Here is a 20,702-nt window from a genome sequence, read left to right on the forward strand (position 1 = left end):
AACTTGCTTTATTGTTTAGTCTTCTTTTACAAAATCTTTTAAGAAAGCCACAACGTAATCTACCTCTTCTTTGGTATTAAACATACTAAAAGAAAAGCGTACCGATGGTTTTTGAAGATCTTCTTCGGAAAGTATTTCGTTTAAAACATGCGATCCTTTAGAACTACCACTTTGGCAAGCACTACCTCTAGAGCAAGCAATTCCATTTAAATCTAAATGAAACAGTAGCATAAGTCCCTTTTCAGGAGACATAGGAAAACAAATGTTTAAAACAGTATAGGTGCTTTTTGAAGCATCGTCGCAAGCGCCATTAAACTTCACGCCAGGAATCGCTTCAGAAATCTGATTTTTGAAATACTCTTTAACTTCTATGATGTGAGCTCTTTCTGACTCTAAATTTTGATACGCAATTTTTAACGCTTCCGCCATACCTGCAATGGCGTAAACAGCTTCAGTTCCTGCTCGTAAGCCTCGCTCCTGTTCACCTCCAAAGATTAAAGGTTGCACACGATTACTTTTCCGAACAAATGCAAAACCAGCGCCTTTTGGTCCGTGAAACTTATGTGCTGCTGCAGTTGCAAAATCGATTGGAATATCCGAAAAATCTAGTTCGTAATGCCCCACAGATTGTACGGTGTCGCTATGAAACAAAGCATCGTATTGTTTGCAAAGAAGTGCCGTTCTTTTAAGATCTAACAAACACCCAATTTCATTATTAACATGCATTAAACTCACTAAGGTTTTATGCGTTTTATCTTGTAATAAAGTCTCTAAATGATCGTAATCAACGCGACCAAAAGCATCAAGTTTTACGTAAGCAGCTTCAATTTGATGGGTTCGCACCAATTCGTTTACCGTGTAAAGAACAGCATGGTGCTCAATTTTACTTGTAATAATTCGAGTCACTCCAAGGTCACGAACACAGCTATTTAAAATCAAATTATCTGCTTCAGTCCCACCAGAGGTAAAAATTATTTCTGAAGCCGACACTTTTAAATGCGCCGAAATTTCCTTTCGAGCATTCTCAAGTAACGATTTAGATGATCGCCCGTAAGAGTGTGTTGATGAGGGATTTCCGTATTCGGTTTTTAACACTTCGGTTATGCTACGAATTACCTCACTTCTTAATTGTGTCGTAGCCGCACTATCAAAATAAACTTTTTTCATAGACTACAAAAATACGGATTAAAATAAGTTTGGAAGCAGTTTCGTTATAAAGAATTGTGTTACTTTGTATCACTTTAAATATTTCAGAAATAAAAAATGAAAAAATTACTAACACTCCTATTTGTATCTTCCTTATTTTTAGCCTGTAACGATGGGGACATTATTATTACTTCTTTCGATTTTGAAGATTCAGATTTAGAAAACTGTGGAGAAATAGGAAACTATGTGTTTTTTAAAATTAATAATAACGCTCAAGAAAGCATCTCGCTTAAATTAAATACAACCGATAGTCTTTTCTGGAAAACGAAAACCAACACCTATACATTAGACGGAACTACAAAATTTGTGAATTATAGAAAGTATGATGCTGATTTAACTTCTGCCTATTTTTGTAATAGCGTTCCTCCTATTGCTCCATTAGTAACCGTAGAATATTTAGGTACTTCTGGGACCGCGACAATTATCACTACTGTAACGAGAGAAGATAATGATGGAGTGGAAGAAACCAATCTTACTTTAGATACAGATGGCGACGGTATACCTAATTACTATGACGATGATGATGATGGTGACAACATTCCAACAGCTGCTGAGTTAGGTGATGATCCTACCAACCCTAAGGATACTGATGGAGATTCAATTCCTGATTATTTAGATGAAGACGATGACAACGACCTTATATTAACCCGCAATGAAGATCTAAATGGAAATTTAAATCCGTTAGACGATGTCACAGCACCTTCAGAAATACCGAATTATTTAAATCCAGACGTAACTACTGAAACAGTTATTAATGAATACAGAAGTCACACCTACGATTTAAGTAGCGACATTATAGTGCAAGTGTTAAATGTGGTTTTAATAAATTCCGAAGAACAAATAAATCAGGAAGTTTTAGATTTTGGGGATAAAACAGATGTATTAAACACGACAGTTACAAAAACACCTGTTTTTCAATAATTAAGGCTTTTTATTCTGAAAGATATATATTTCAGTAGCACCTCTACCATATTTTTGATAGTCGGCATCGTTATATTGTATGTTTTCATATTGTCGAAATAAGTATTCAAGTTCTGCACGAAGCACTCCTTCTCCTACGCCATGAATGAAAACGACACGTTGTATTTTCTTTTTAATAGCAAAATCTAATTGTCGTTTTGCAGTGTCTAATTGTATGGTAAGCATCTCATAATTACTTAAATACTTACTTTTAGGCACCAATTGATGAATATGCAAATCTACTTCCATAGGAGGCAGACTACGTTCTTTAGGTTTTACACGTTTTGAATTTTTATTCTTTTTTATTTCTTTTTCTGAAAGCACTTCGGAAAGATTTTCAGGAAGAAACTCTTTTTTAGATAATACCTTGTCTAAAACAAGCAATTCTTCCTTCTGAAAGCCGATTTCAAAATCATCTTCAGTGAGAACAAAAATGGTAATTCCTTCAACTTTTGAAACCACTCCAGAAATATCATCGTCAATCACTAAAACTTTATCTCCTACTTTCATATTTTTCAAATTTATTACTATATTGCTCTAACCAATATAAAGACAAGTAGTTAAAATCTTTAAAACAAGAGTTTTCCTACATTTTTTTTGCGGTTATCAAATATATTTGTACCTTTATCGCGGAAATATAATATTTCTACCCAAATATATGATGTTTTATACACTTTAAAATTATGAAAAACCTACTACTTACAACAGCTTCTCTGTTATTTTCCCTCGCAGCGGTAGCACAACTTTATGTAGAGCCAAATGGCGGAACCGATTCCTATATCTATGTAAAAGATCAAGTTTTATTTGTTACGGACGATGTATCACTTGTTAAAAACCCCACAGTTAACTCTGAACCAAGTATTTATTTACGCGAAGAAGCGCAACTAATACAAGGAAGCGGAACTACTGAAAATAGTGGAAATGGAACCATCTCTGTATATCAAGATAATCCAGGATCAGATTCATACGATTATACGTATTGGGCCTCTCCTGTTGGGGATGAAACTGTTTCAGGTACTGGAAACAAAGCTTTTGGAATTAGAAAGTATAATGATGTTGTAAGTGAAAGAGAATCTACTCCTGCTGGATTCACTTCATCAGTAAATGGTATCGCGTCTCCTAGTTTAACAATTTCTAACAGATGGATTTATACCTATCATGATGGATGGACGTACGTAGGAGATGGAACTGGAATTCCAGCAGGTCGTGGTTTCTCTATGAAAGGTGTTGGTCTTGCAAATGTAGGTCAAACATACGATTTTAGAGGTCGTCCTAATAATGGGGATATTGTTGTTCCTGTATCTGCAGGAAGTGTCGCAAACTCAGGAACTCTTTCTGGAAACCCTTATCCTTCTGGATTGGACTTAAACAAATTATTTTATGAATCAGGAAATGAAGAAATTGAAAACTTTTGGTATTGGGATGAAGATCGCAGTGTAGATTCACATTTTTATGTAGATAATAAAGGGGGGTATGGTACATGGATTCCAGGACCAGAAGACCCAACAGGTACTCTTCCTGGCACGTACACCCAACCAATGTTTTATAATTATGATAACAGTGGAACTGCTGGAGCATCAACTGGAGTATCTGGAGCTTTATTAGACAGACGTATTGCACCTATCGGACAAGGATTTGTAATTGTAGGTCAAAATACTTTACCAGGGGGTTCTGATGGATTCATAACTATTAAAAACAGCCATAGAGTCTATCGAAAAGAAGGAGACCTTTCTGTTTTTCACCGTACTGCTGGAAGAGCTTCTTCTACAATTGACAGCAATAATACTATAGGATATAACAACGGTACTTCAATAAGTACTGGAACAACGACAACAACGACTACTACTACTCAAGGACAGGAAGTTTTATCTGCAGCAAATACAGACACTAGAATGCCGCATTTACGTTTGAATACTTATTTTAACGAAACTCATATGAGACAGTTAGTTTTAAACTTCTATGATGAGGCAACAGATGGATATGATCGTGGTTTAGATGGATTGAGTCCAATGGATGCTACGTCTGAAGCGTATTTCCCAATTGGAGGAGATACACCTAATCCTTATGTTATTCAAACGGTTCCTTTTGAAATGGAAAAACAAATTCCTTTCGCATTCAATATAGCTACTGAAACAAGAGTTGTACTTACAGCAATTGAAGAAGTAAGAGTTAATAATGAAGCATACCTTTACGATAGCGCTACAGATACGTACGATCAAATTACTGGAGATCGAACAGCTAGTGTTTTACTTCCTGCGGGTGAATATTTAGACCGTTTCTTTATTGTATTTAGAGACATGAGAAGAGAGGCTACAGCTCAAAACGAAGAAACTGCTACTCGTATGCAACAAAACGTTGACTTCTTCCAAAACAACTCAGCGCAACAATTAGAAGTTTCAAATCCTGAAGGATACAATATTGCAAAAGCAAATATTTTTGCAATGACGGGTCAGTTAGTTTACAAAGCAACAGATTTAGGAAATAATTCTAGATTTACCTTCCCTACTGGAAACTTAAGTGATGGTATTTACTTAGTAATGCTTACAACTACAGACAACCTTGCTGTTAATTACAAGATTACAGTAAAAAATAACTAATACGTTTCTGATAATAGTAGAATACCATATTTAAAAGTGTAAAAAGCGGTTCTCACGAACCGCTTTTTTTTTGCGCATATATCGTACTTAAAAATTTCATTCTATCAAATTAAACAAAGCGAAAGCCTTTCAGAAAAAACACCTACCCTATCTATTATTACGAGAAAGAGTTTTAAAGGGTGTACCTTACTAAATAAAGAAGAAACTAGCATTTATATCACACATCCTTATTTCCATTGATAGAATCACTTACAAGAGTTTATTCAAAGAAAAAGTCCTCTTACTATACAACAAGAGGACTTTTTAATACTATTAAGTTTCTTTATTTAATTTAACGTTACAGTTCCGCTTCTCCCCTTCCACGACCATGTACCAGCATCTTGTGCTACACAATTTGAATTGTAATAAACACCTCCTTGTATTTTTGAAAAATTAAAGTCCCAAGTGGCAATTTCTCCTAACCATGTTGAAGTTTGTGTAGAGGCTGCATATTCGTTAATTTCAACTGAAAAAATACCACCCACTAAAATAGTTACATCTCCTGAAAAGAAAGGTACCTGACTTCCGGAAGGTAAGGTAGTACCACACCCTGCACCAGGGGTAAATTGCTCCATTGTTGTATCTGTAAACATAGTACCGTTTTTAGTTACAACAAGCTCAGAGATCACATGAACTGTTACAGCTTCAAATGATCCCGGAGGAGCTGGTGCTGGTAAGGGCACATTTATAACTTGTGTGTTTGTGCTTAAAAAATCCCAGGTCCCTGTAAAACTAGAATCTGAACTGTCTACAAAAGTTCCTAAACTAGCGACTACCTTATTTTGAGAGGTCTCCTTTAGCACTCTTGCCTGTGCATTTTGATTGTTGATGTAAGCATTTTCAATTATTGGGTTTTCGAAATCAGATACATTTAATGAAAATCCTGTTCCTGCACCTCTAAATTCTATTTGATTTGTGACGCTAGATACGGTATTATTAGTGCGTATAAAACCAACTCTTTGATGGTCTCCGTATTCTAAAACAGCATTGTATTTGGCATCATTACCCAAATTAATCGTTAAAACTCCGTGGTACAACATATCATCGGATGCAAACACTCCTTTATAGATACCATTTGACGTAGCATCAAATTGAGGAGCCGCCTTTGCTGTATCTGGATTAATAATTTGTGTAAGATCTACAGCTTCAGAAACAACTGTATCATTTTGTTCAGGACTACAACCTATAAAGATTGCCAAGGCCAAATTAAGTACAAGTACTTTTTTCATAGTGAAATTTTAATTTGTGTTAGTTTTTGTATGAGTAAAATGTGATATTAAATCTAAGTATCAATAGGTACATAAAAAATCCACCAATGCTATAACACCGGTGGATTTTTCAATAAAAAGTAAGGTTTATAGTCCTGATGGATTTGCTGTATATTTAGTCATTGTAGCAGTTTCAACAAGAGGAGATGTAACTACTGGCGTTAAACCTGAAGTATCGATATTAATAAACCCTCCACCAATATATGCTGTTCCTTCCGGATTAATGATTACATAATATCCATTCGCATCTACCCATGTACATGCTGATGTTTCGATAGTACCTCCAAATAAAATAGAATTCATCAATTCTGGGTAAAGTACACCATCTGTATAAGGAATTGTATTGGCATCCATTATATTTTTAGAAAACCCAAGGTCATATAAGATAGTCATTCCACTAGGTAAGGTCCAAATTTGTCCAACCGCATACATTTCAAATAAATTAGCTGCAGGATCTAAATCTTGAAAGAAAAATGGAGGTTCAGCACCATAACAACCTGTGTCACCCACTTCCATATCGGCAGCAAAATCAATACTCATGGTTCCTGAAGCTGAAGTTACAATAACTTCTGTCATATAAGCTGTTGCAGGATCTACAAGAAAATCGAACGTTCCTGTCCAACCTAAATCTGGAAGCAATAAATCATCAAAAGTTCCTAATACTGCTTGTACTTTAGCTGCATTTGTTTCTTTAATAACTCTAGCATTTCCAGAAGTTTGGTCAATACTAACATTTGAGACAACTACGTCTCTATAGTTCGTTACATCTACATCAAAAGAACCTCTCTCACTTTCAAAATGATAAACATTTCCATTTTGAGAAGCTATTTCAAAAGTGATTTCTTCATTATTTGTTTTCACTAAAGCACTTACATTCGAGTCATTTCCTATATTAACCCACAATTTCCCATGAAATTGAGCTTCATTAGCAACAATAACACCTGCATACATTCCCTTATCTGAAGTGTCATATGATTTTTGTGGCAACATAACGCTTAAATCAGCAGACATTGAAGTGTCTACAGCACTAACTTCATCTTTTGTACAAGAAGCCAACAAAAGAGCTCCTATTGCTACGTAAAGTATTTTTTTCATTATTAAAAGTTTTAAATTTTGGTTAGTAAAATTTCAATTTCTTTAACAATATATAGGAATGAATACCAATTAAGGAACAAATTCGATATAGTGAGTGAAAATTCGTCAAGAAGTATAACCCTAGTAAAATCAACGAATTAGACTACAAAGCATGTAGTTTTTTACCTACAAAAAAAGCCGAAGATTCTTGTTTCCAGAATCTTCGGCTAAATATATAATTTTAAGAAGTTTTCTACTTCTCGAACGTTTTTAATGTTTTAACAATAATAGATACACAATCTAGTAATTGTGCTTGATTCATTACCAATGGAGGTGCAAAACGAATAATATTTCCGTGGGTAGGTTTTGCTAACAATCCATTGTCGCGAAGCTTCAAACAAATATTCCAAGCGGTATCGCTGTCTTCAGAATCGTTAATAACAATTGCATTCAACATTCCTTTTCCGCGAACTAGTGAAACTAAATCTGTTGTTTCAATATATTTGTTTATTTCACTTCGGAACAATTGACCAAGTGTTTCAGCATTTTCAGCTAATTTTTCATCACGAACAACTTCTAACGCTGCCATCGCAACAGCTGCTGCGACTGGATTTCCACCAAACGTAGATCCGTGGTTTCCTGGTTTGATAACATCCATAATAGTATTGTTTGCCAATACTGCTGAAATTGGATACGCTCCTCCACTCAATGCTTTTCCTAAAATTAAAACATCTGGCTTTACATTTTCGTGATCTACCGCTAACAACCTTCCCGTACGTGCAATTCCTGTTTGTACTTCATCAGCAATAAACAATACATTGTATTTTTCACACAATGCTTTTGCTTTGCTTAAATAACCTTCCGTAGGAACATATACACCAGCTTCTCCTTGAATTGGTTCAACAAGAAATCCTGCAATGTTTTTATTCGCTGAAAGTGTTGCTTCTAACGCTTCAAGATTGTTGTACTCAATTTTAATAAAACCATTGGTATAAGGTCCAAAGTTTTTACGAGCTACAGGATCGTTAGAAAATGAAATGATTGTTGTTGTTCTTCCGTGGAAATTATTCTCGCAAACAACAATCTCTGCTTGATTTTCATCAATACCTTTTACTTCATACGCCCATTTTCTACAAAGCTTTAATGCTGTTTCTACTGCTTCAGCTCCTGTATTCATTGGCAATAACTTGTCGAAACCGAAAAATTCGCAAGCAAATTTTTCATAAACTCCTAACATGTCGTTATGAAAAGCTCTAGATGTAAGAGCTAATGTTGCAGATTGTTTATTGACTGCCGCTACAATTTTTGGATGACAGTGTCCTTGATTTACTGCAGAATAAGCTGAAAGAAAATCATAATATTTTTTACCTTCTACATCCCAAACATATACTCCTTCTCCTTTGTTTAATACAACAGGAAGTGGATGATAGTTGTGAGCTCCATACTTGTTTTCTAAATCGATTGCTTTTTGTGATGCTGTTTGTTCTAAAACTGACATTCTTTTGAAATTTAATAGGTAATACTAGTTGATTCCTACTTTTCGGAGAGAAATCATCCGTAGGTTGTAAAATTACAAATTAAATATCACACTTTTTGAAGGTTGGCACTGAATTATAACCGCTATTTATAGTATTTTTGCGGCTATGGGAAGAAGAAAAACCAATCGAGTAATTCTCGAAAACCTGAATGTAATAGACGCTGGAGCTAAAGGAAAATCAATAGCCAAGGCTGCCGATGGCAAAGTTGTATTTATTAGTAATGCTGTTCCTGGCGATGTAGCAACCATTCAAACTACAAAAAAGAGAAAAGCATATTATGAAGGGAATGCAATTTCTTTTTCTACCTATTCAGACAAACGAGTAGATCCCGTATGTGAGCATTTTGGGGTGTGTGGTGGTTGCAAGTGGCAAGCCATGGGATACGAGCACCAATTATTCTACAAACAAAAAGAAGTTGAAAACAACCTGCTTCGTATCGGAAAAATTGAATTACCTAAAATTACACCTATCTTAGGAGCTCCTGAACAATACTTTTATCGCAATAAAATGGAATTCTCATTTAGCGATAACAAATGGCTTACTTTAGAGCAAATTAAAAGCGACGAGGTGATTGAAAACCGAAATGCACTTGGATTTCACATTCCAGGAATGTGGGACAAAATTTTAGACTTAAATAAATGTCATTTACAACGCGATCCGAGCAATGCCATTCGTGATTTTATAAAGGAAAAAGCGCAAGAACTTTCCATTCCTTTTTTTAATACAAGAAATCAAGAAGGAGTTTTACGTACCCTAATGATTCGTACTTCTAGCACTGGTGCTGTCATGGTATTGCTTCAGCTTTTTCAAGAAGATGTTGAAAAAAGAGAAGCGTTGTTAGATGCAGTTGCTTCTGAATTTCCAGAAATCACCTCTTTGTTATACGTGATTAATTCAAAAGGGAATGATACCATATACGATCAAGAAGTAATTTGTTACAAAGGGGAAGACCATATTTTTGAAGAAATGGAAGGGCTGCAATTTAAAATTAATGCCAAGTCTTTTTACCAAACAAATTCTGAACAAGCCCACAATTTATACAAAATAACACGCGATTTTGCAGGACTTACTGGAAATGAATTGGTCTATGACTTATATACAGGTACAGGAACCATTGCACAATTCGTAGCTAAAAAAGCAGCAAAGGTTGTCGGTGTGGAATCCGTTCCTGAAGCGATTGAAGCTGCTAAAGAAAACGCACAATTAAATAATATTGACAACGTTTCTTTTTACGTGGGAGATATGAAAAAAGTATTTAATGAATCGTTTATCGATACTCACGGCTTGCCAGATGTTGTCATTACAGATCCTCCCAGAGATGGAATGCACGCAGATGTTGTTGCACAGTTACTCCGTATAAATGCTCCAAAAATTGTGTATGTAAGCTGTAATAGTGCAACACAAGCAAGAGATTTAGCGTTGTTAGACGCCCAATATAAAGTTACCAAAGTACAAGCAGTAGATATGTTTCCACAAACACATCACGTAGAAAATGTTGTACTTTTAGAAAAGCGTTAATTTTTATCTGAATTAGAATTGAAACCAATTACATGTACAAAAAACTTATTGTAATTCTTGTAATCCTCACCACCTTATACGGATGTACCAAAGACGATATTTGTCCTGAGGGAACAGTGACCACACCATTACTGATTATCAATTTTAAGGACAACGCCAACCCTACGCTGCTGAAAGATGTAGATAGCTTAACGGTGGAAACCAATTACGATTCGAGTGTACTAGTGTATTCGCAAGTAACAACAGATTCAATTTCAATATCATTACGTCCTGGAGAAGAAACTACCGAATATCGCTTTATCAAATATGCAGGAGAAAGCAATGAAGTTATTGATATTTACTCATTTAGCTACGACCACACTAATATTTATATTAATAGAGCATGTGGATTTAAAGCCACTTATAGTAATCTTTCTGCGGAAAAAATTGACACAAATTCCAATAATTGGATAACAAATACTCAAATCATAAAAACAACAGTTGAAGATGAAACTGAAGCACACATTACTTTTTTTCATTAGTATCGTACTTATTTCGTTTTCGGTTGTTGCACAAGAAACAAAAACCGATACGCCAACAGATACCATTTCAAAAGCTACAAAGTATGGCCTTAGGCTAGGTTTAGACCTCGCAAAGCCAATCCGTTCTCTATTAGAAGATGGATATTCAGGCTTTGAACTAATGGGAGATTATAGAATTACTAAAAAATTCTACCTCGCAGCAGAACTTGGAAATGACAAGAAAGACCGATTTGAAACAAATTTAAGTTCTAGAGCTTCTGGAAGTTATATTAAAGTAGGGGGCGATTTTAACGCCTACAACAATTGGTTTGGACTTAACAATGCTCTTTACTTCGGATTGCGTTACGGACTCTCAACCTTCAAACAAGAATTGTTATCCTATCAAATCTATAGTACCGATCAAACCTTTCCTGCTACTACTGTTGAAGATCCTATTGAATACAGTGGCCTAACAGCTCATTGGGGCGAATTAATTTTTGGCGTAAAAACAGAAGTTGTTACCAACCTCTATCTTTCAATAAACCTTCAGCTAAAACTAAAAGTAGCCGAAGATACTCCTGAAGGCTTTAGTAACTTGTACATTCCTGGTTTTAATCAGACCAACGATTTTAGTGAGTTTGGCGTAGGATATGGCTATACAATCTCGTACTTACTCCCATTGTATAAAAAGTAAAAAAGACTTATTGCTTTTTTGCTTTCTTACTCCCTGCGTACATTTCGTACTTTACAAACTTACTTTCTAACTTTCCGTTAAATACCTTTATTTTTCGTGACGGACGTAATCCGACACATTTAAGCGCTTCCATATTAGAAGTAATCATCCACGCTTGAGATCCTGGATACTTATGTTTCAAAGTAGTACCTATCTTTCCGTAGAACTCTTCTACATTACTAATAGAAAGACGCTCATCATAAGGCGGATTAAACAACAAATGCATTGGACGTTCTCTTTCTTTTTCACTTTCAAAGAAATCCTGCTTTGTAATGGTAATAAACTCGTCTAAGTTGGCACTCTTTACGTTCTCTTTTGCTTTCCGAACGGCTTCATCGTCTGTATCAAATCCGTACATTTTAAAATGAAATTCACGTATTTTCTTCAACGCAGAAGCTTCAATAACTTCATACAAATCTACATCAAAATCGGGCCATGTTTCAAAACCAAATTCATCACGATTTAAGTTTGGTGGTATACGACAAGCAATCATAGCAGCTTCAGTCAAAATCGTTCCACTCCCACACATTGGATCTAAAAAGTCACTATTCCCATCCCAACCAGAAAGCATGATAAGTCCTGCTGCCAATACTTCACTTATAGGCGCTACCGTATTGGCAACTTTATACCCACGCTTGTGCAATGATTCGCCAGAGCTATCTAACGAAATCGTACAAATGTTACGATCAATATGAACATTTATACGCAAAGTAGGATGATCTAAATCTACATCAGGACGTCTGCCCTCTTTGTCTCTAAAACGGTCTACAATCGCATCTTTAGTTTTTAGGGCGATGTATTGCGAATGTGTAAAGTAGTCTGAAAACACAGTTGCGTTCACAGCTAAACTTCCGTCCACATCCATATAATCTTCCCAGTTAATATTATATACTTTTTCGTATAAATCTTCCTCTTTAAAAACATTAAAAGAAGTAATAGGCTTCAATATTTTTATTGCCGTACGACAACAAAGGTTTGCCTTGTACATAAAACCCGTATCTCCTTCAAAAGAAACCATACGAGTTCCTAGTTCAACATTAGAAGCACCAAGCTGTCTAAGCTCCTGTGCTAACAATTCTTCCATTCCAAATAAGGTTTTGGCAACCATTTTAAAATTTTTTACCATGTATTCACTCTTAAAGTCCTACAAAAATACAGTAAATTTGCACCCTAAATCCCTGTAAATGGAAAAAGAAACAGATAATTGGTACTCTTCGTGGTTTGACACCCCGTACTATCATATATTATACAAAGATAGAGATCACGACGAAGCCGAGTTATTTATGAATTCACTCACTTCTTTTCTAAATCTTTCTAAAAAGGCTGAAATACTTGATTTAGCTTGTGGTAAAGGGCGTCATGCTATTTACTTAAACAAGTTGGGATACGATGTTACAGGAGTAGATTTATCGCCATCAAGCATTAAATTTGCCAAACAATTTGAAAATAAAAAACTTCATTTTGAAGTACACGACATGTGTCAAACCTATCCTAAAAAGTTTGATGCGGTCTTTAATTTATTTACAAGTTTTGGTTACTTTGAACACGAAGAGGACAACCTTTCGACGATTAAAGCCATCAAAGAGGAACTAAAACCAAACGGCTATGGTGTTATCGATTTTTTAAACGCCGATTATGTCGCTCAAAATATTGTGCCTTCCGAAACAAAAGTAATGGAAGGAATTACATTTCATATCGACAGATACCTAGAAGACGGTTATATTGTCAAGGATATAAAATTTACGCATAACGACGAAGAACATTTTCATACCGAACGCGTTAAGGCCATTACCCTTGACGATTTTAAAGCCTATTTTGAAAAAGCAAATGTTACATTACAACACTGCTTTGGCGATTATCATTTAACAAAATTTGACCCTAAAACCTCAACACGCTTAATATTGATCTTTAATTAATGAATTACTTTTTACTCTTTACAGCCGTAGCCCTTGGGTATGTTATTGCATTGCTTCTTAAAACCAAAGAGATTAAACAAATGTCTATTTATTTGGCATTTAGTGGTGCGTTTTTATTATCAGTAACTGTTTTCGAACTCATACCAGAAGTTTTTGAGACTCCTTCCAAGAACATCGGGATATTTATCATGGCAGGTATTCTGCTTCAAATATTCCTAGAATTTTTCTCTAAAGGAGCCGAACACGGACACGTTCATATTCACGACCAGAAAAAAATATTTCCTTGGTTGCTATTTGTGAGTTTATCGGTACACGCATTATTAGAAGGATTCCCTATTTCGGATGACAATAACCTCCTTCTGGGCGTTGTAGTTCACAAAATTCCAATCGCTATTATCCTTTCGTTATTTTTCATAAAAGCAAATTATAGCAGAGCCACCACCCTACTCTTCCTATTTCTTTTTGCACTAATGACACCCTTAGGAAACTTATTATCAAACTCCATAGAGATTTTCAGCGCTTATGAAACAGAAATTTCAGCCTTGGTAATCGGTATCTTTTTACACGTTTCTACCACCATCCTTTTCGAAAGCAGCAAAGATCATAGATTCAATTTAACAAAACTCATTACCATCATTTTAGCTATAGTAATTGCGTACTTTTTATAAGGTAATATGATTTGGCGGGTTTGCGCTACAGTTTCAGAAAAGAAAAGGCTAGATACTTAAAAAGCCAACATTTAGTACGCTATTCATGCTTTTAAATGCGCAATCGGGCTATTCGCTACAAGTCCTCGCAGCAAAGCACACTTTACTGCTGTGGGCTTTTCACTACTATCCCTACCCGAAAAACAAAACTAGATCACTTTCAGAAATACAAATAAGAAGTGTAATATACTGCCGCACAATACAAATAAGTGCCAGATAACGTGGGTGTATTTAAAACGATCTAGAGCATAAAAAACAATTCCCACCGTATAGGCAATACCGCCTCCCATTAATAGGTTAATTCCAACAGCATCTGTCCGCGCTTGCAATGCTGAAAAGTCGAATACGATTAACCACCCCATGATAAGATAAAGTAACACAGAAAGAAATTCGAATCTTCCTGTAAAGAAAATTTTCATAAAAGTACCAAAGAGTGCAATGCCCCAAACCGTACAAAACAGAATCCATCCATGACTATCTTCTAAAGTGATTAATACGACTGGCGAATAGGTTCCTGCAATTAAAAAATAAATACTAATATGGTCTAATTTCCGAAAAAAATGCTTTCGAGTTACATCCGTTTCGTGATGATACAAGGAGGAAACTAAATAAAGTAACGATAGGGAGCATCCGTACAATACAATTGAGAACATTCCCCAAAAGGTGTTGATTTGGTTAAAACAAAGCATCAATACAAATCCTACGAGACTAAATACAAAACCTATACTATGTGTTAGGACATTATACCGTTCTTCTATTGGAGACTGAATTCGCATGGATGGTATTGTTTTAAGCGTACAAAAATAGCATAAAAAAAGAGGGCTTCATGAAGCCCTCTTTACAATAATTATTATGCAATCATTTTACTTTTTCACGATTCGTTTTGTTACAACGCCCGCCTCTGTTGTTATCTCCACAAAGTACAAAGCAGAAGTAAGTGTTGAAAGGTCTATTTGAGCATTTGTTGTATTTACATTTTTAACACTTAGTACTCTTCTTCCCTGTGCATCATATACAATTGTATTGGTTATTGCGGCTTTTGGTGAAGCTACATATACTATGTTTTGCGTCGGATTTGGATATACTGAAACGGCATCTAAAGTAATATCGTTTGTTCCTAATATTTGGTTTTGGAATACTACTTTAAAACGTTCGCTATAGGTTGCTTCTCCACTTTGGAAGGTATAATCGCCTTCAGATAAATTAGTCACACTTCCTGTTAACGTGTCGATTAAATACACTGTCGCAGTTTCAATGTGCAATCCGTCCACATCTTGAAGCGATATACGGTAGTTTTGCGATTCTTTTACTTGTGTAGAGAAACTCAATCCTACTGAAGCTTCCACTTCAAAAGTACCTAATGCGTTAATCGCAAGTTCTTCTCCTGTTGCTAATTCAGAATACAGTGACACTGGAGTAGCCAAACGTTTGATATCTGCGTTCGCTTCAAAAGTAGCTGTGGTGTTTTCAGAAAAACCAATTAAAGTAGTACTTCCTAGTCCGTAGCTATCGTTGTACACATTAATCCACAAACGATCTCTTTCCGAAGCCATTGGTCTTCTATAGGTATCATTGGGCCCAGTAACGCGCATCGCATTGTTAAACGTAGCTGTTATTCCTGCGGAAGCTGCTTTCACTCCAAACCCTTGTCCGGAAGCAATAATACTATTTGGTGTTGTTCCTCCGTTTGCTGCTGGAATTCCTCCCATCACTTCGCTATACATGGAGATATCTCCCATGCTAAAGTTGGCAGGGTTATAACCAGGATATGTTAACGATAAAGGTGTAATATGTTCCCAGAAATACAATACATCAATCGCAGTATTGGCAGCATCTGCATAAAAAGCATCTGCATCAATTGCGGAAGCATACGGATTGGATAGTATGTTCGGACTTGAATTCTGATCGGTGTGATATACTAATGGATAGGCAATAACTCCATTGTTTAAAGTTCCTTGTGTGTAATTGTGTGTAAAACTTCCGCTTCCCGTAGTATTGGGTTGTGGAAATACCATGTAACCTTCTGCAGGAGCTAATCCTCCTGTATGCGTTAACCAGTTATTTCCATTGTCATCTGCAAAGTTTTCAGCAGAAGGGAAAGCAGCAGCTACATCAGGATTTGGAACAAAGTTGGCCGTATTGTGATGTCTTACAATATACGCCGTATTGTACACGTCTTCTCTCGTTTCCGAAGTCATAGGACTTCCCATGATCATAAATGTTTTTTCAGCTAATGTTGGTGTTATTTTTTCAACAGTGATAGATCCGTTATTGCTGACGATTGCCGAATCATCAATTTGAACTAAACTTCCTTGGTGTTCTACCATTAAATTACCATTGACTGTAATATTATTAATCGCTGAAATAGTATTATCGGCATTTACTGTAAGTGTATTTCCGCTGTTAATTATAATTTCACAGGCTTCAATAGGGCCAAAAGATACTGTGTCATAATCATAATCAATGATAGCACTCGTTCTAATTGTTGGTACTCCATTAGACCAAGACCCACCAGCTATATTTGAGAAGGTTGTTGTCGTTGAACAAGTAATTCCAGGAGTAACTGATATATTGATATCGTCAATCGCCATATCACTTAGATATCCCGCTCCTGTTGTTGCGTCAAATCGTAACTTAACAGTCTTGCCATGAAATTGCGTTAAATCAATGGATTCATTATTTATCCAAGAATTCCCCTTATTACCATTTTCACTCCACAAGGTCGTCCAACTTGCCCCACCGTCATCACTTGCAGTAACCGATAAGACTCCCATATCACCACCATACATATGGTAATCAAAAGTCATCGTAGCAGTATGCAAATAAGGTATTTCAAAACAAGGAGAACCTATCACAGCTCTATTACTGAAATCATCTGAACCTAAATCTGAAGCTTCAACAAATGCGTATAACTCCCCCTGATTGGCAGCACTTGGTCCTGTATTGCCTGAAGGAGATCCAAATCTACTTCTTATCCATGAGTTGTCAATATCGCATGTTTCTTCTTTTTCCCATGATTTGGTCTCAAAGTCCATCGTGTAAGGAAATGTATTAATCGTGGTACGACAAAAGGGAGTGTTTACAGTGGTATCATAATTACATTGTAAAACATCTATTGGTTCTACAGAACTAATATTAGGGTAATAACTTAAATCGAGATACGGACTTCCAGTTGCATCGGAAGGACGTAACACTCGTACAAATGAAGCTAAACCACTATTTCCACTACCTACGCAACGGTTATCAGCACCAACACGTTTTGCCCCTTGTAAGGCAGCCATCAGTTTATCTGCTAAAGTTCCTGTAGCGGCTCTAAAGGATGTTTCCATATCATTTAATATGTCTTCTCTTCCTGCACCATCTGTAGATGTGTCTAAAATATTTCCTTGAATAGCATAATGCATTCCCGTACTTGGATCAACACCCTTAATATTTCCACCCCAATTTCCATTGGAAGCACCTGTATAACCTGCAGTTGTTATTGTACCTTCACTACTTATACCTACTATTCCGTATTGTCGTGTGCTTGAATCACTAGCACAACAATCGTTAGCTACAAGCCAAGATATTATTTCAGCGGGTGTATCACCTGCCAACATTCTTGTACGGGCGTTATTTTGGTTGCCAGGAACATAAGAAGCTTGTGAATGGATTGCTCCTAAAAGGGTTCCATCAGGACTTCTAATTATATCATTTAAAAAGTTAATATGACCGCCGTAGCAACTTGTTCCAGCACCACCAATTTCTCCAGTAATAGGGTCATAAGCTACAATTGAAAATGTATCACCCTCACTATCTCTTGAGTTATCTATTGGAGTTACAATATCTTCTTCGTGAGACAGTAACTTATTAGCTTTTATTAATGAATTTGGAATGGTGAAAAAAGTAACTAAACCAATAGCAACAGTTATAATAGTAATTTTACGGACTTTCGTATTTTTTTTGGGGGTCATATAAAAAATTTAGTAGGTTAATTAATATTGTGTCAATAAAGTAATCGTTAAATAAGCATCTTGGGCATTTTCAGTTAAGCCGTCATTACCATTGTAGGGTCCAGAACAAATTCCCCAAAAAGCATATCCTGTAGAAGGGCCTCCACATAGAGAAGAGACATTAAGACTGTATGGATTAATATTTTCTTGTTGCCATAATCGGGCACGTACTTTAAAATTATAAGTCGTACCTTCTGTAAGGTCTACATAATGGACTATGGTTGTTTGCCGTCCCAAGGCTTGAAATCCGGTATTATATGCATTTTTAGTATTTGAAGTAACATTACTCTCACCTACTTTTACATTATCGATTTCTAACATATAAGAACCATGAACCATACTTTCTCGAGAGGAATTTGATCGATCTGGAGCTGCAATATATCCTGTTACATGAATTTCATAGGTTCCAGTATAGGGAGCGACAATACTTTGGTCTAACCCAGGAATGGTATAGGTTGTTGTAGTATTGGCAGAACGCACCGTTGATGTTTGTTCAAATTGTACTGTATATCCATCATTGTAAATTCTTACCCATTTAGAAGAATCCCAAAAATAAAATCCCGGACTTACTCGGTTAAGTCCAGATCCAGCTGATGCTGTATTATATACCCATAAACCTTCTACTAAACTTGAGGAAATCGTAGTAACATCGTATCTTGAGGTAAGTGCAACATTTGGAATTAGAAGTCCTTTATTATCACTTTTTAATTGAAATATTGCTCCATTATCTATAGTAGTATCTCCTATCACCACTTGTGATGTTGCTCCTAATGAACATAGAACAGCCAACAAAAAGAAGTGTTTCTTTAATGTATTGAAATTCTTCATAGTAAAAATTATACGTTTATTACGATTCGAAGTAATCATTATAACTGTTTTATTAATGTAATTGTCATCGTTCCGCGTTGCGCGTCATTTATTCCAGAACCCGAATAACCACTTGTGTTTTTACCAAATGTTCCAGTACCAACATTATTAGCTAACCATTCTCGTCCTCGAACAGCAAATTGATACGTAACCCCCGCTGTAAGCTTTAAGTTCCATAAAATGGTAGCGCTTTGAGCAAGATTATTAACAGTGGTGCTACCTAATCGTTTTGAAGATGTTGTTAGATATGTTTCTTTAATCATATTTAAAGGGCCTCCACCAGTTGCTTGTGCCAAGCTAATAGAACCTTGGGCCGCTCCATCTCCTGCAGTACTAATTAAATTCCCTGCAGAATAAAAGGCTTCAACCCGAATTTGATATGTACCTGTAAATGGAACTGTAATACTACCAGTGTCAAGACCTGGCAGAGTAACGTACGTCCTGTTATTAGAACTGGCTGTTGCTTGAGCAGTCTGCGTATAATTTAAAGTATACCCTTGGTTATAAAAGCTACGCCATTTGGTCCCATTCCAATAATAGAAACCAGGAATCACTTCAAATCCCGCCGCGCCGGCAGTCGCTGTGTTATATACCATTAAACCTGTGGTTGCTGATGGTGTAATTGTGGTTGAATCGTTTGTTCCGGTTAAGGCAACTTTTGTCATTAAAAACCCCTTATTGGAACTTGATATATCTAATGCTGACGATGCTTCCGGTGATGAATTATTAACTCCAACCTGAGCACTCACAAAACATGAAAATATAAGAGCAAAGCTTCCAATTAGGAAATCTAATCTTGAATGTTTGAAATATTTCATTTATCTAAAAATTAAACTTATGTTATACACTAAAATGATGTTGCTATTGTTGCTTTATTAGTGTGATAGTAAGAGAACCTCTTTGAGCATCCGTTATACCAGAAGCCCCAGAATACCCACTTGTATTTTTACCAAATTGTCCAGCACTTACATTATCTCTTGACCATTCTCTTCCTTGAACTGCAAATCGATACGTGTTTAATACATTTAAATCTACAGTATAAATTATGGTTGTATTTTGAGGGAGACCGTTTATAGTGGTGCTACCAATACGCTTTGAAGTAGAGGTTACATACGTTTCCTTCACTCCTGTTGATAATCCATAGTTTGTCCCCATAGTGAGTCTTACAGAAGCTTGACCTACTCCTTCGTAAGAAGTACTATACAAATTACCTGCTGCATAAGAAGTTTCTACCTTTATCTGATACGTACCAGAATAAGGAACCGATATATATCCAGTATCCAATCCTGGGATTGATGTATAAATCCAATTAAAAATACTTGCTGTTACAGGGGATGTTTGGTCATACTTAACATTATAACCACGATTGTAAAAACGCAGCCATTGGGTGCCATTCCAATAATAAAAACCAGGTGTTACTTGTATAGGAAGAGCTCCTGCAGTTACTGTATTATAAACAAGTAATCCAACTGTTGCAGATGGTGTTATTGTACTTGTATCGTTAGTAGATGATAGTGCTACTCTAGGAATTAAAAGACCTTTATTTGAACTATGTACATCCAACAATGCACCATTTGCTGGTGATGTAGTGTTGATTCCTACTTGAGCAATTCCTGAAGTTATTATTAATAGATATACTAATAGATTTATATATATGGTAGATTTCATAAGTAGGGGCTTATTTTTTCTCTAAAGAAATTGCTTTTAAACCGCAAATATAACACTTAATCGGATACAAAAAGCATTTCGTCTGTATTTTAATGCATTTCATGGATAAATTCGATGAA

The 20,702-nt window shown here is 35.9% G+C and carries 18 protein-coding genes; 7 read left to right on the plus strand and 11 right to left on the minus strand.

Annotation, left to right across the window (positions count from 1 at the left end; translation table 11 throughout):
- Positions 1-15 precede the first annotated feature (15 nt).
- Positions 16-1,167 carry a cysteine desulfurase family protein gene (locus BLQ00_RS09920; protein ID WP_093143820.1) on the minus strand — a complete coding sequence of 384 codons (1,152 nt, stop codon included), beginning with the start codon at positions 1,165-1,167 and terminating at the stop codon, positions 16-18.
- A 96-nt stretch (positions 1,168-1,263) separates the two neighbouring features.
- On the opposite strand from BLQ00_RS09920, the gene BLQ00_RS09925 reads away from it, so the two are divergent.
- On the plus strand, positions 1,264-2,127 hold the full coding sequence (locus BLQ00_RS09925; protein WP_093143823.1) for a hypothetical protein: 864 nt from the start codon (positions 1,264-1,266) through the stop codon (positions 2,125-2,127).
- Here BLQ00_RS09925 and BLQ00_RS09930 read toward each other — a convergent pair whose 3' ends face one another.
- Positions 2,128-2,676 (minus strand): Smr/MutS family protein, encoded by a 549-nt coding sequence (locus BLQ00_RS09930; RefSeq protein ID WP_093143827.1) that lies wholly within the window; start codon positions 2,674-2,676, stop codon positions 2,128-2,130.
- Positions 2,677-2,849: 173 nt separating this feature from the next.
- Here BLQ00_RS09930 and BLQ00_RS09935 point away from each other — a divergent pair, with 173 nt between their 5' ends.
- A complete protein-coding gene (locus tag BLQ00_RS09935) occupies positions 2,850-4,763 on the plus strand; it encodes a T9SS type A sorting domain-containing protein (RefSeq protein ID WP_093143830.1) in 1,914 nt (637 codons plus the stop codon).
- Between the two features lie 326 nt (positions 4,764-5,089).
- On the opposite strand, the gene BLQ00_RS09940 is transcribed toward BLQ00_RS09935, so the two are convergent.
- From BLQ00_RS09940 to rocD, 3 genes are all read right to left on the minus strand, one after another.
- A complete protein-coding gene (locus BLQ00_RS09940) occupies positions 5,090-6,031 on the minus strand; it encodes a hypothetical protein (protein WP_093143833.1) in 942 nt (313 codons plus the stop codon).
- Positions 6,032-6,157: 126 nt separating this feature from the next.
- Positions 6,158-7,165, minus strand: a complete 1,008-nt coding sequence (locus BLQ00_RS09945; RefSeq protein ID WP_093143835.1) for a hypothetical protein — start codon at positions 7,163-7,165, stop codon at positions 6,158-6,160.
- 232 nt (positions 7,166-7,397) lie between these two features.
- Positions 7,398-8,642, minus strand: coding sequence for an ornithine--oxo-acid transaminase (gene rocD / locus BLQ00_RS09950; protein WP_093143837.1), 1,245 nt, complete (start codon positions 8,640-8,642; stop codon positions 7,398-7,400).
- A 145-nt stretch (positions 8,643-8,787) separates the two neighbouring features.
- On the opposite strand from rocD, the gene rlmD reads away from it, so the two are divergent.
- The 3 genes from rlmD to BLQ00_RS09965 are packed head-to-tail and all read left to right on the plus strand — an operon-like array spanning position 8,788 to position 11,394.
- Positions 8,788-10,200, plus strand: coding sequence for a 23S rRNA (uracil(1939)-C(5))-methyltransferase RlmD (rlmD, locus tag BLQ00_RS09955; protein ID WP_093143840.1), 1,413 nt, complete (start codon positions 8,788-8,790; stop codon positions 10,198-10,200).
- A 32-nt stretch (positions 10,201-10,232) separates the two neighbouring features.
- On the plus strand, positions 10,233-10,721 hold the full coding sequence (locus tag BLQ00_RS09960; RefSeq protein WP_093143843.1) for a DUF6452 family protein: 489 nt from the start codon (positions 10,233-10,235) through the stop codon (positions 10,719-10,721).
- Positions 10,687-11,394, plus strand: a complete 708-nt coding sequence (locus BLQ00_RS09965; protein ID WP_093143845.1) for a DUF6048 family protein — start codon at positions 10,687-10,689, stop codon at positions 11,392-11,394. Before BLQ00_RS09960 ends, BLQ00_RS09965 begins: the two co-directional genes overlap by 35 nt.
- Positions 11,395-11,401: 7 nt before the next feature.
- Here the strand turns inward: BLQ00_RS09965 and BLQ00_RS09970 are convergent, their stop codons facing one another.
- Positions 11,402-12,559: a THUMP domain-containing class I SAM-dependent RNA methyltransferase gene (locus tag BLQ00_RS09970; RefSeq protein WP_093143848.1), complete on the minus strand. Its 1,158-nt coding sequence runs from the start codon at positions 12,557-12,559 to the stop codon at positions 11,402-11,404.
- 58 nt (positions 12,560-12,617) lie between these two features.
- On the opposite strand from BLQ00_RS09970, the gene BLQ00_RS09975 reads away from it, so the two are divergent.
- Together BLQ00_RS09975 and BLQ00_RS09980 are read left to right on the plus strand one after the other, a co-directional pair.
- Positions 12,618-13,349 carry a class I SAM-dependent methyltransferase gene (locus tag BLQ00_RS09975; RefSeq protein WP_093143850.1) on the plus strand — a complete coding sequence of 244 codons (732 nt, stop codon included), beginning with the start codon at positions 12,618-12,620 and terminating at the stop codon, positions 13,347-13,349.
- A complete protein-coding gene (locus tag BLQ00_RS09980; RefSeq protein ID WP_093143853.1) occupies positions 13,349-14,017 on the plus strand; it encodes a ZIP family metal transporter in 669 nt (222 codons plus the stop codon). The genes BLQ00_RS09975 and BLQ00_RS09980 overlap by 1 nt, the downstream gene beginning before the upstream one ends.
- Before the next feature lie 188 nt (positions 14,018-14,205).
- On the opposite strand, the gene trhA is transcribed toward BLQ00_RS09980, so the two are convergent.
- From trhA to BLQ00_RS10005, 5 genes are all read right to left on the minus strand, one after another.
- Complete coding sequence (gene trhA / locus BLQ00_RS09985) at positions 14,206-14,832, minus strand: PAQR family membrane homeostasis protein TrhA (protein ID WP_093143855.1); 627 nt, start codon at positions 14,830-14,832, stop codon at positions 14,206-14,208.
- Positions 14,833-14,919: 87 nt separating this feature from the next.
- Positions 14,920-18,009: a DUF1028 domain-containing protein gene (locus BLQ00_RS09990; protein ID WP_093143857.1), complete on the minus strand. Its 3,090-nt coding sequence runs from the start codon at positions 18,007-18,009 to the stop codon at positions 14,920-14,922.
- 21 nt (positions 18,010-18,030) lie between these two features.
- Positions 18,031-18,876, minus strand: coding sequence for a hypothetical protein (locus tag BLQ00_RS09995; RefSeq protein ID WP_093143860.1), 846 nt, complete (start codon positions 18,874-18,876; stop codon positions 18,031-18,033).
- 38 nt (positions 18,877-18,914) lie between these two features.
- On the minus strand, positions 18,915-19,733 hold the full coding sequence (locus tag BLQ00_RS10000) for a hypothetical protein (RefSeq protein ID WP_139149384.1): 819 nt from the start codon (positions 19,731-19,733) through the stop codon (positions 18,915-18,917).
- Positions 19,734-19,776: 43 nt separating this feature from the next.
- Complete coding sequence (locus BLQ00_RS10005; protein ID WP_093143865.1) at positions 19,777-20,583, minus strand: hypothetical protein; 807 nt, start codon at positions 20,581-20,583, stop codon at positions 19,777-19,779.
- Positions 20,584-20,702: the final 119 nt, after the last annotated feature.

It is taken from the genome of Ulvibacter litoralis (assembly GCF_900102055.1).
GTDB lineage: Bacteria > Bacteroidota > Bacteroidia > Flavobacteriales > Flavobacteriaceae > Ulvibacter > Ulvibacter litoralis.

What these genes read in the sequence shown, in the direction of transcription:
- BLQ00_RS09970 (WP_093143848.1), bottom strand. Translation starts at nt 12,559, where the DNA reads ATGGTAAAAAATTTTAAAATGGTTGCCAAAACCTTATTTGGAATGGAA.
- BLQ00_RS09975 (WP_093143850.1), top strand. Translation starts at nt 12,618, where the DNA reads ATGGAAAAAGAAACAGATAATTGGTACTCTTCGTGGTTTGACACCCCG.
- BLQ00_RS09980 (WP_093143853.1), top strand. Translation starts at nt 13,349, where the DNA reads ATGAATTACTTTTTACTCTTTACAGCCGTAGCCCTTGGGTATGTTATT.
- trhA (WP_093143855.1), bottom strand. Translation starts at nt 14,832, where the DNA reads ATGCGAATTCAGTCTCCAATAGAAGAACGGTATAATGTCCTAACACAT.
- BLQ00_RS10000 (WP_139149384.1), bottom strand. Translation starts at nt 19,733, where the DNA reads ATGAAATATTTCAAACATTCAAGATTAGATTTCCTAATTGGAAGCTTT.
- BLQ00_RS09935 (WP_093143830.1), top strand. Translation starts at nt 2,850, where the DNA reads ATGAAAAACCTACTACTTACAACAGCTTCTCTGTTATTTTCCCTCGCA.
- rlmD (WP_093143840.1), top strand. Translation starts at nt 8,788, where the DNA reads ATGGGAAGAAGAAAAACCAATCGAGTAATTCTCGAAAACCTGAATGTA.
- BLQ00_RS09990 (WP_093143857.1), bottom strand. Translation starts at nt 18,009, where the DNA reads ATGACCCCCAAAAAAAATACGAAAGTCCGTAAAATTACTATTATAACT.
- BLQ00_RS09945 (WP_093143835.1), bottom strand. Translation starts at nt 7,165, where the DNA reads ATGAAAAAAATACTTTACGTAGCAATAGGAGCTCTTTTGTTGGCTTCT.
- BLQ00_RS09925 (WP_093143823.1), top strand. Translation starts at nt 1,264, where the DNA reads ATGAAAAAATTACTAACACTCCTATTTGTATCTTCCTTATTTTTAGCC.
- BLQ00_RS09965 (WP_093143845.1), top strand. Translation starts at nt 10,687, where the DNA reads ATGAAACTGAAGCACACATTACTTTTTTTCATTAGTATCGTACTTATT.
- BLQ00_RS09930 (WP_093143827.1), bottom strand. Translation starts at nt 2,676, where the DNA reads ATGAAAGTAGGAGATAAAGTTTTAGTGATTGACGATGATATTTCTGGA.
- BLQ00_RS09940 (WP_093143833.1), bottom strand. Translation starts at nt 6,031, where the DNA reads ATGAAAAAAGTACTTGTACTTAATTTGGCCTTGGCAATCTTTATAGGT.
- rocD (WP_093143837.1), bottom strand. Translation starts at nt 8,642, where the DNA reads ATGTCAGTTTTAGAACAAACAGCATCACAAAAAGCAATCGATTTAGAA.
- BLQ00_RS09995 (WP_093143860.1), bottom strand. Translation starts at nt 18,876, where the DNA reads ATGAAGAATTTCAATACATTAAAGAAACACTTCTTTTTGTTGGCTGTT.
- BLQ00_RS09920 (WP_093143820.1), bottom strand. Translation starts at nt 1,167, where the DNA reads ATGAAAAAAGTTTATTTTGATAGTGCGGCTACGACACAATTAAGAAGT.
- BLQ00_RS09960 (WP_093143843.1), top strand. Translation starts at nt 10,233, where the DNA reads ATGTACAAAAAACTTATTGTAATTCTTGTAATCCTCACCACCTTATAC.
- BLQ00_RS10005 (WP_093143865.1), bottom strand. Translation starts at nt 20,583, where the DNA reads ATGAAATCTACCATATATATAAATCTATTAGTATATCTATTAATAATA.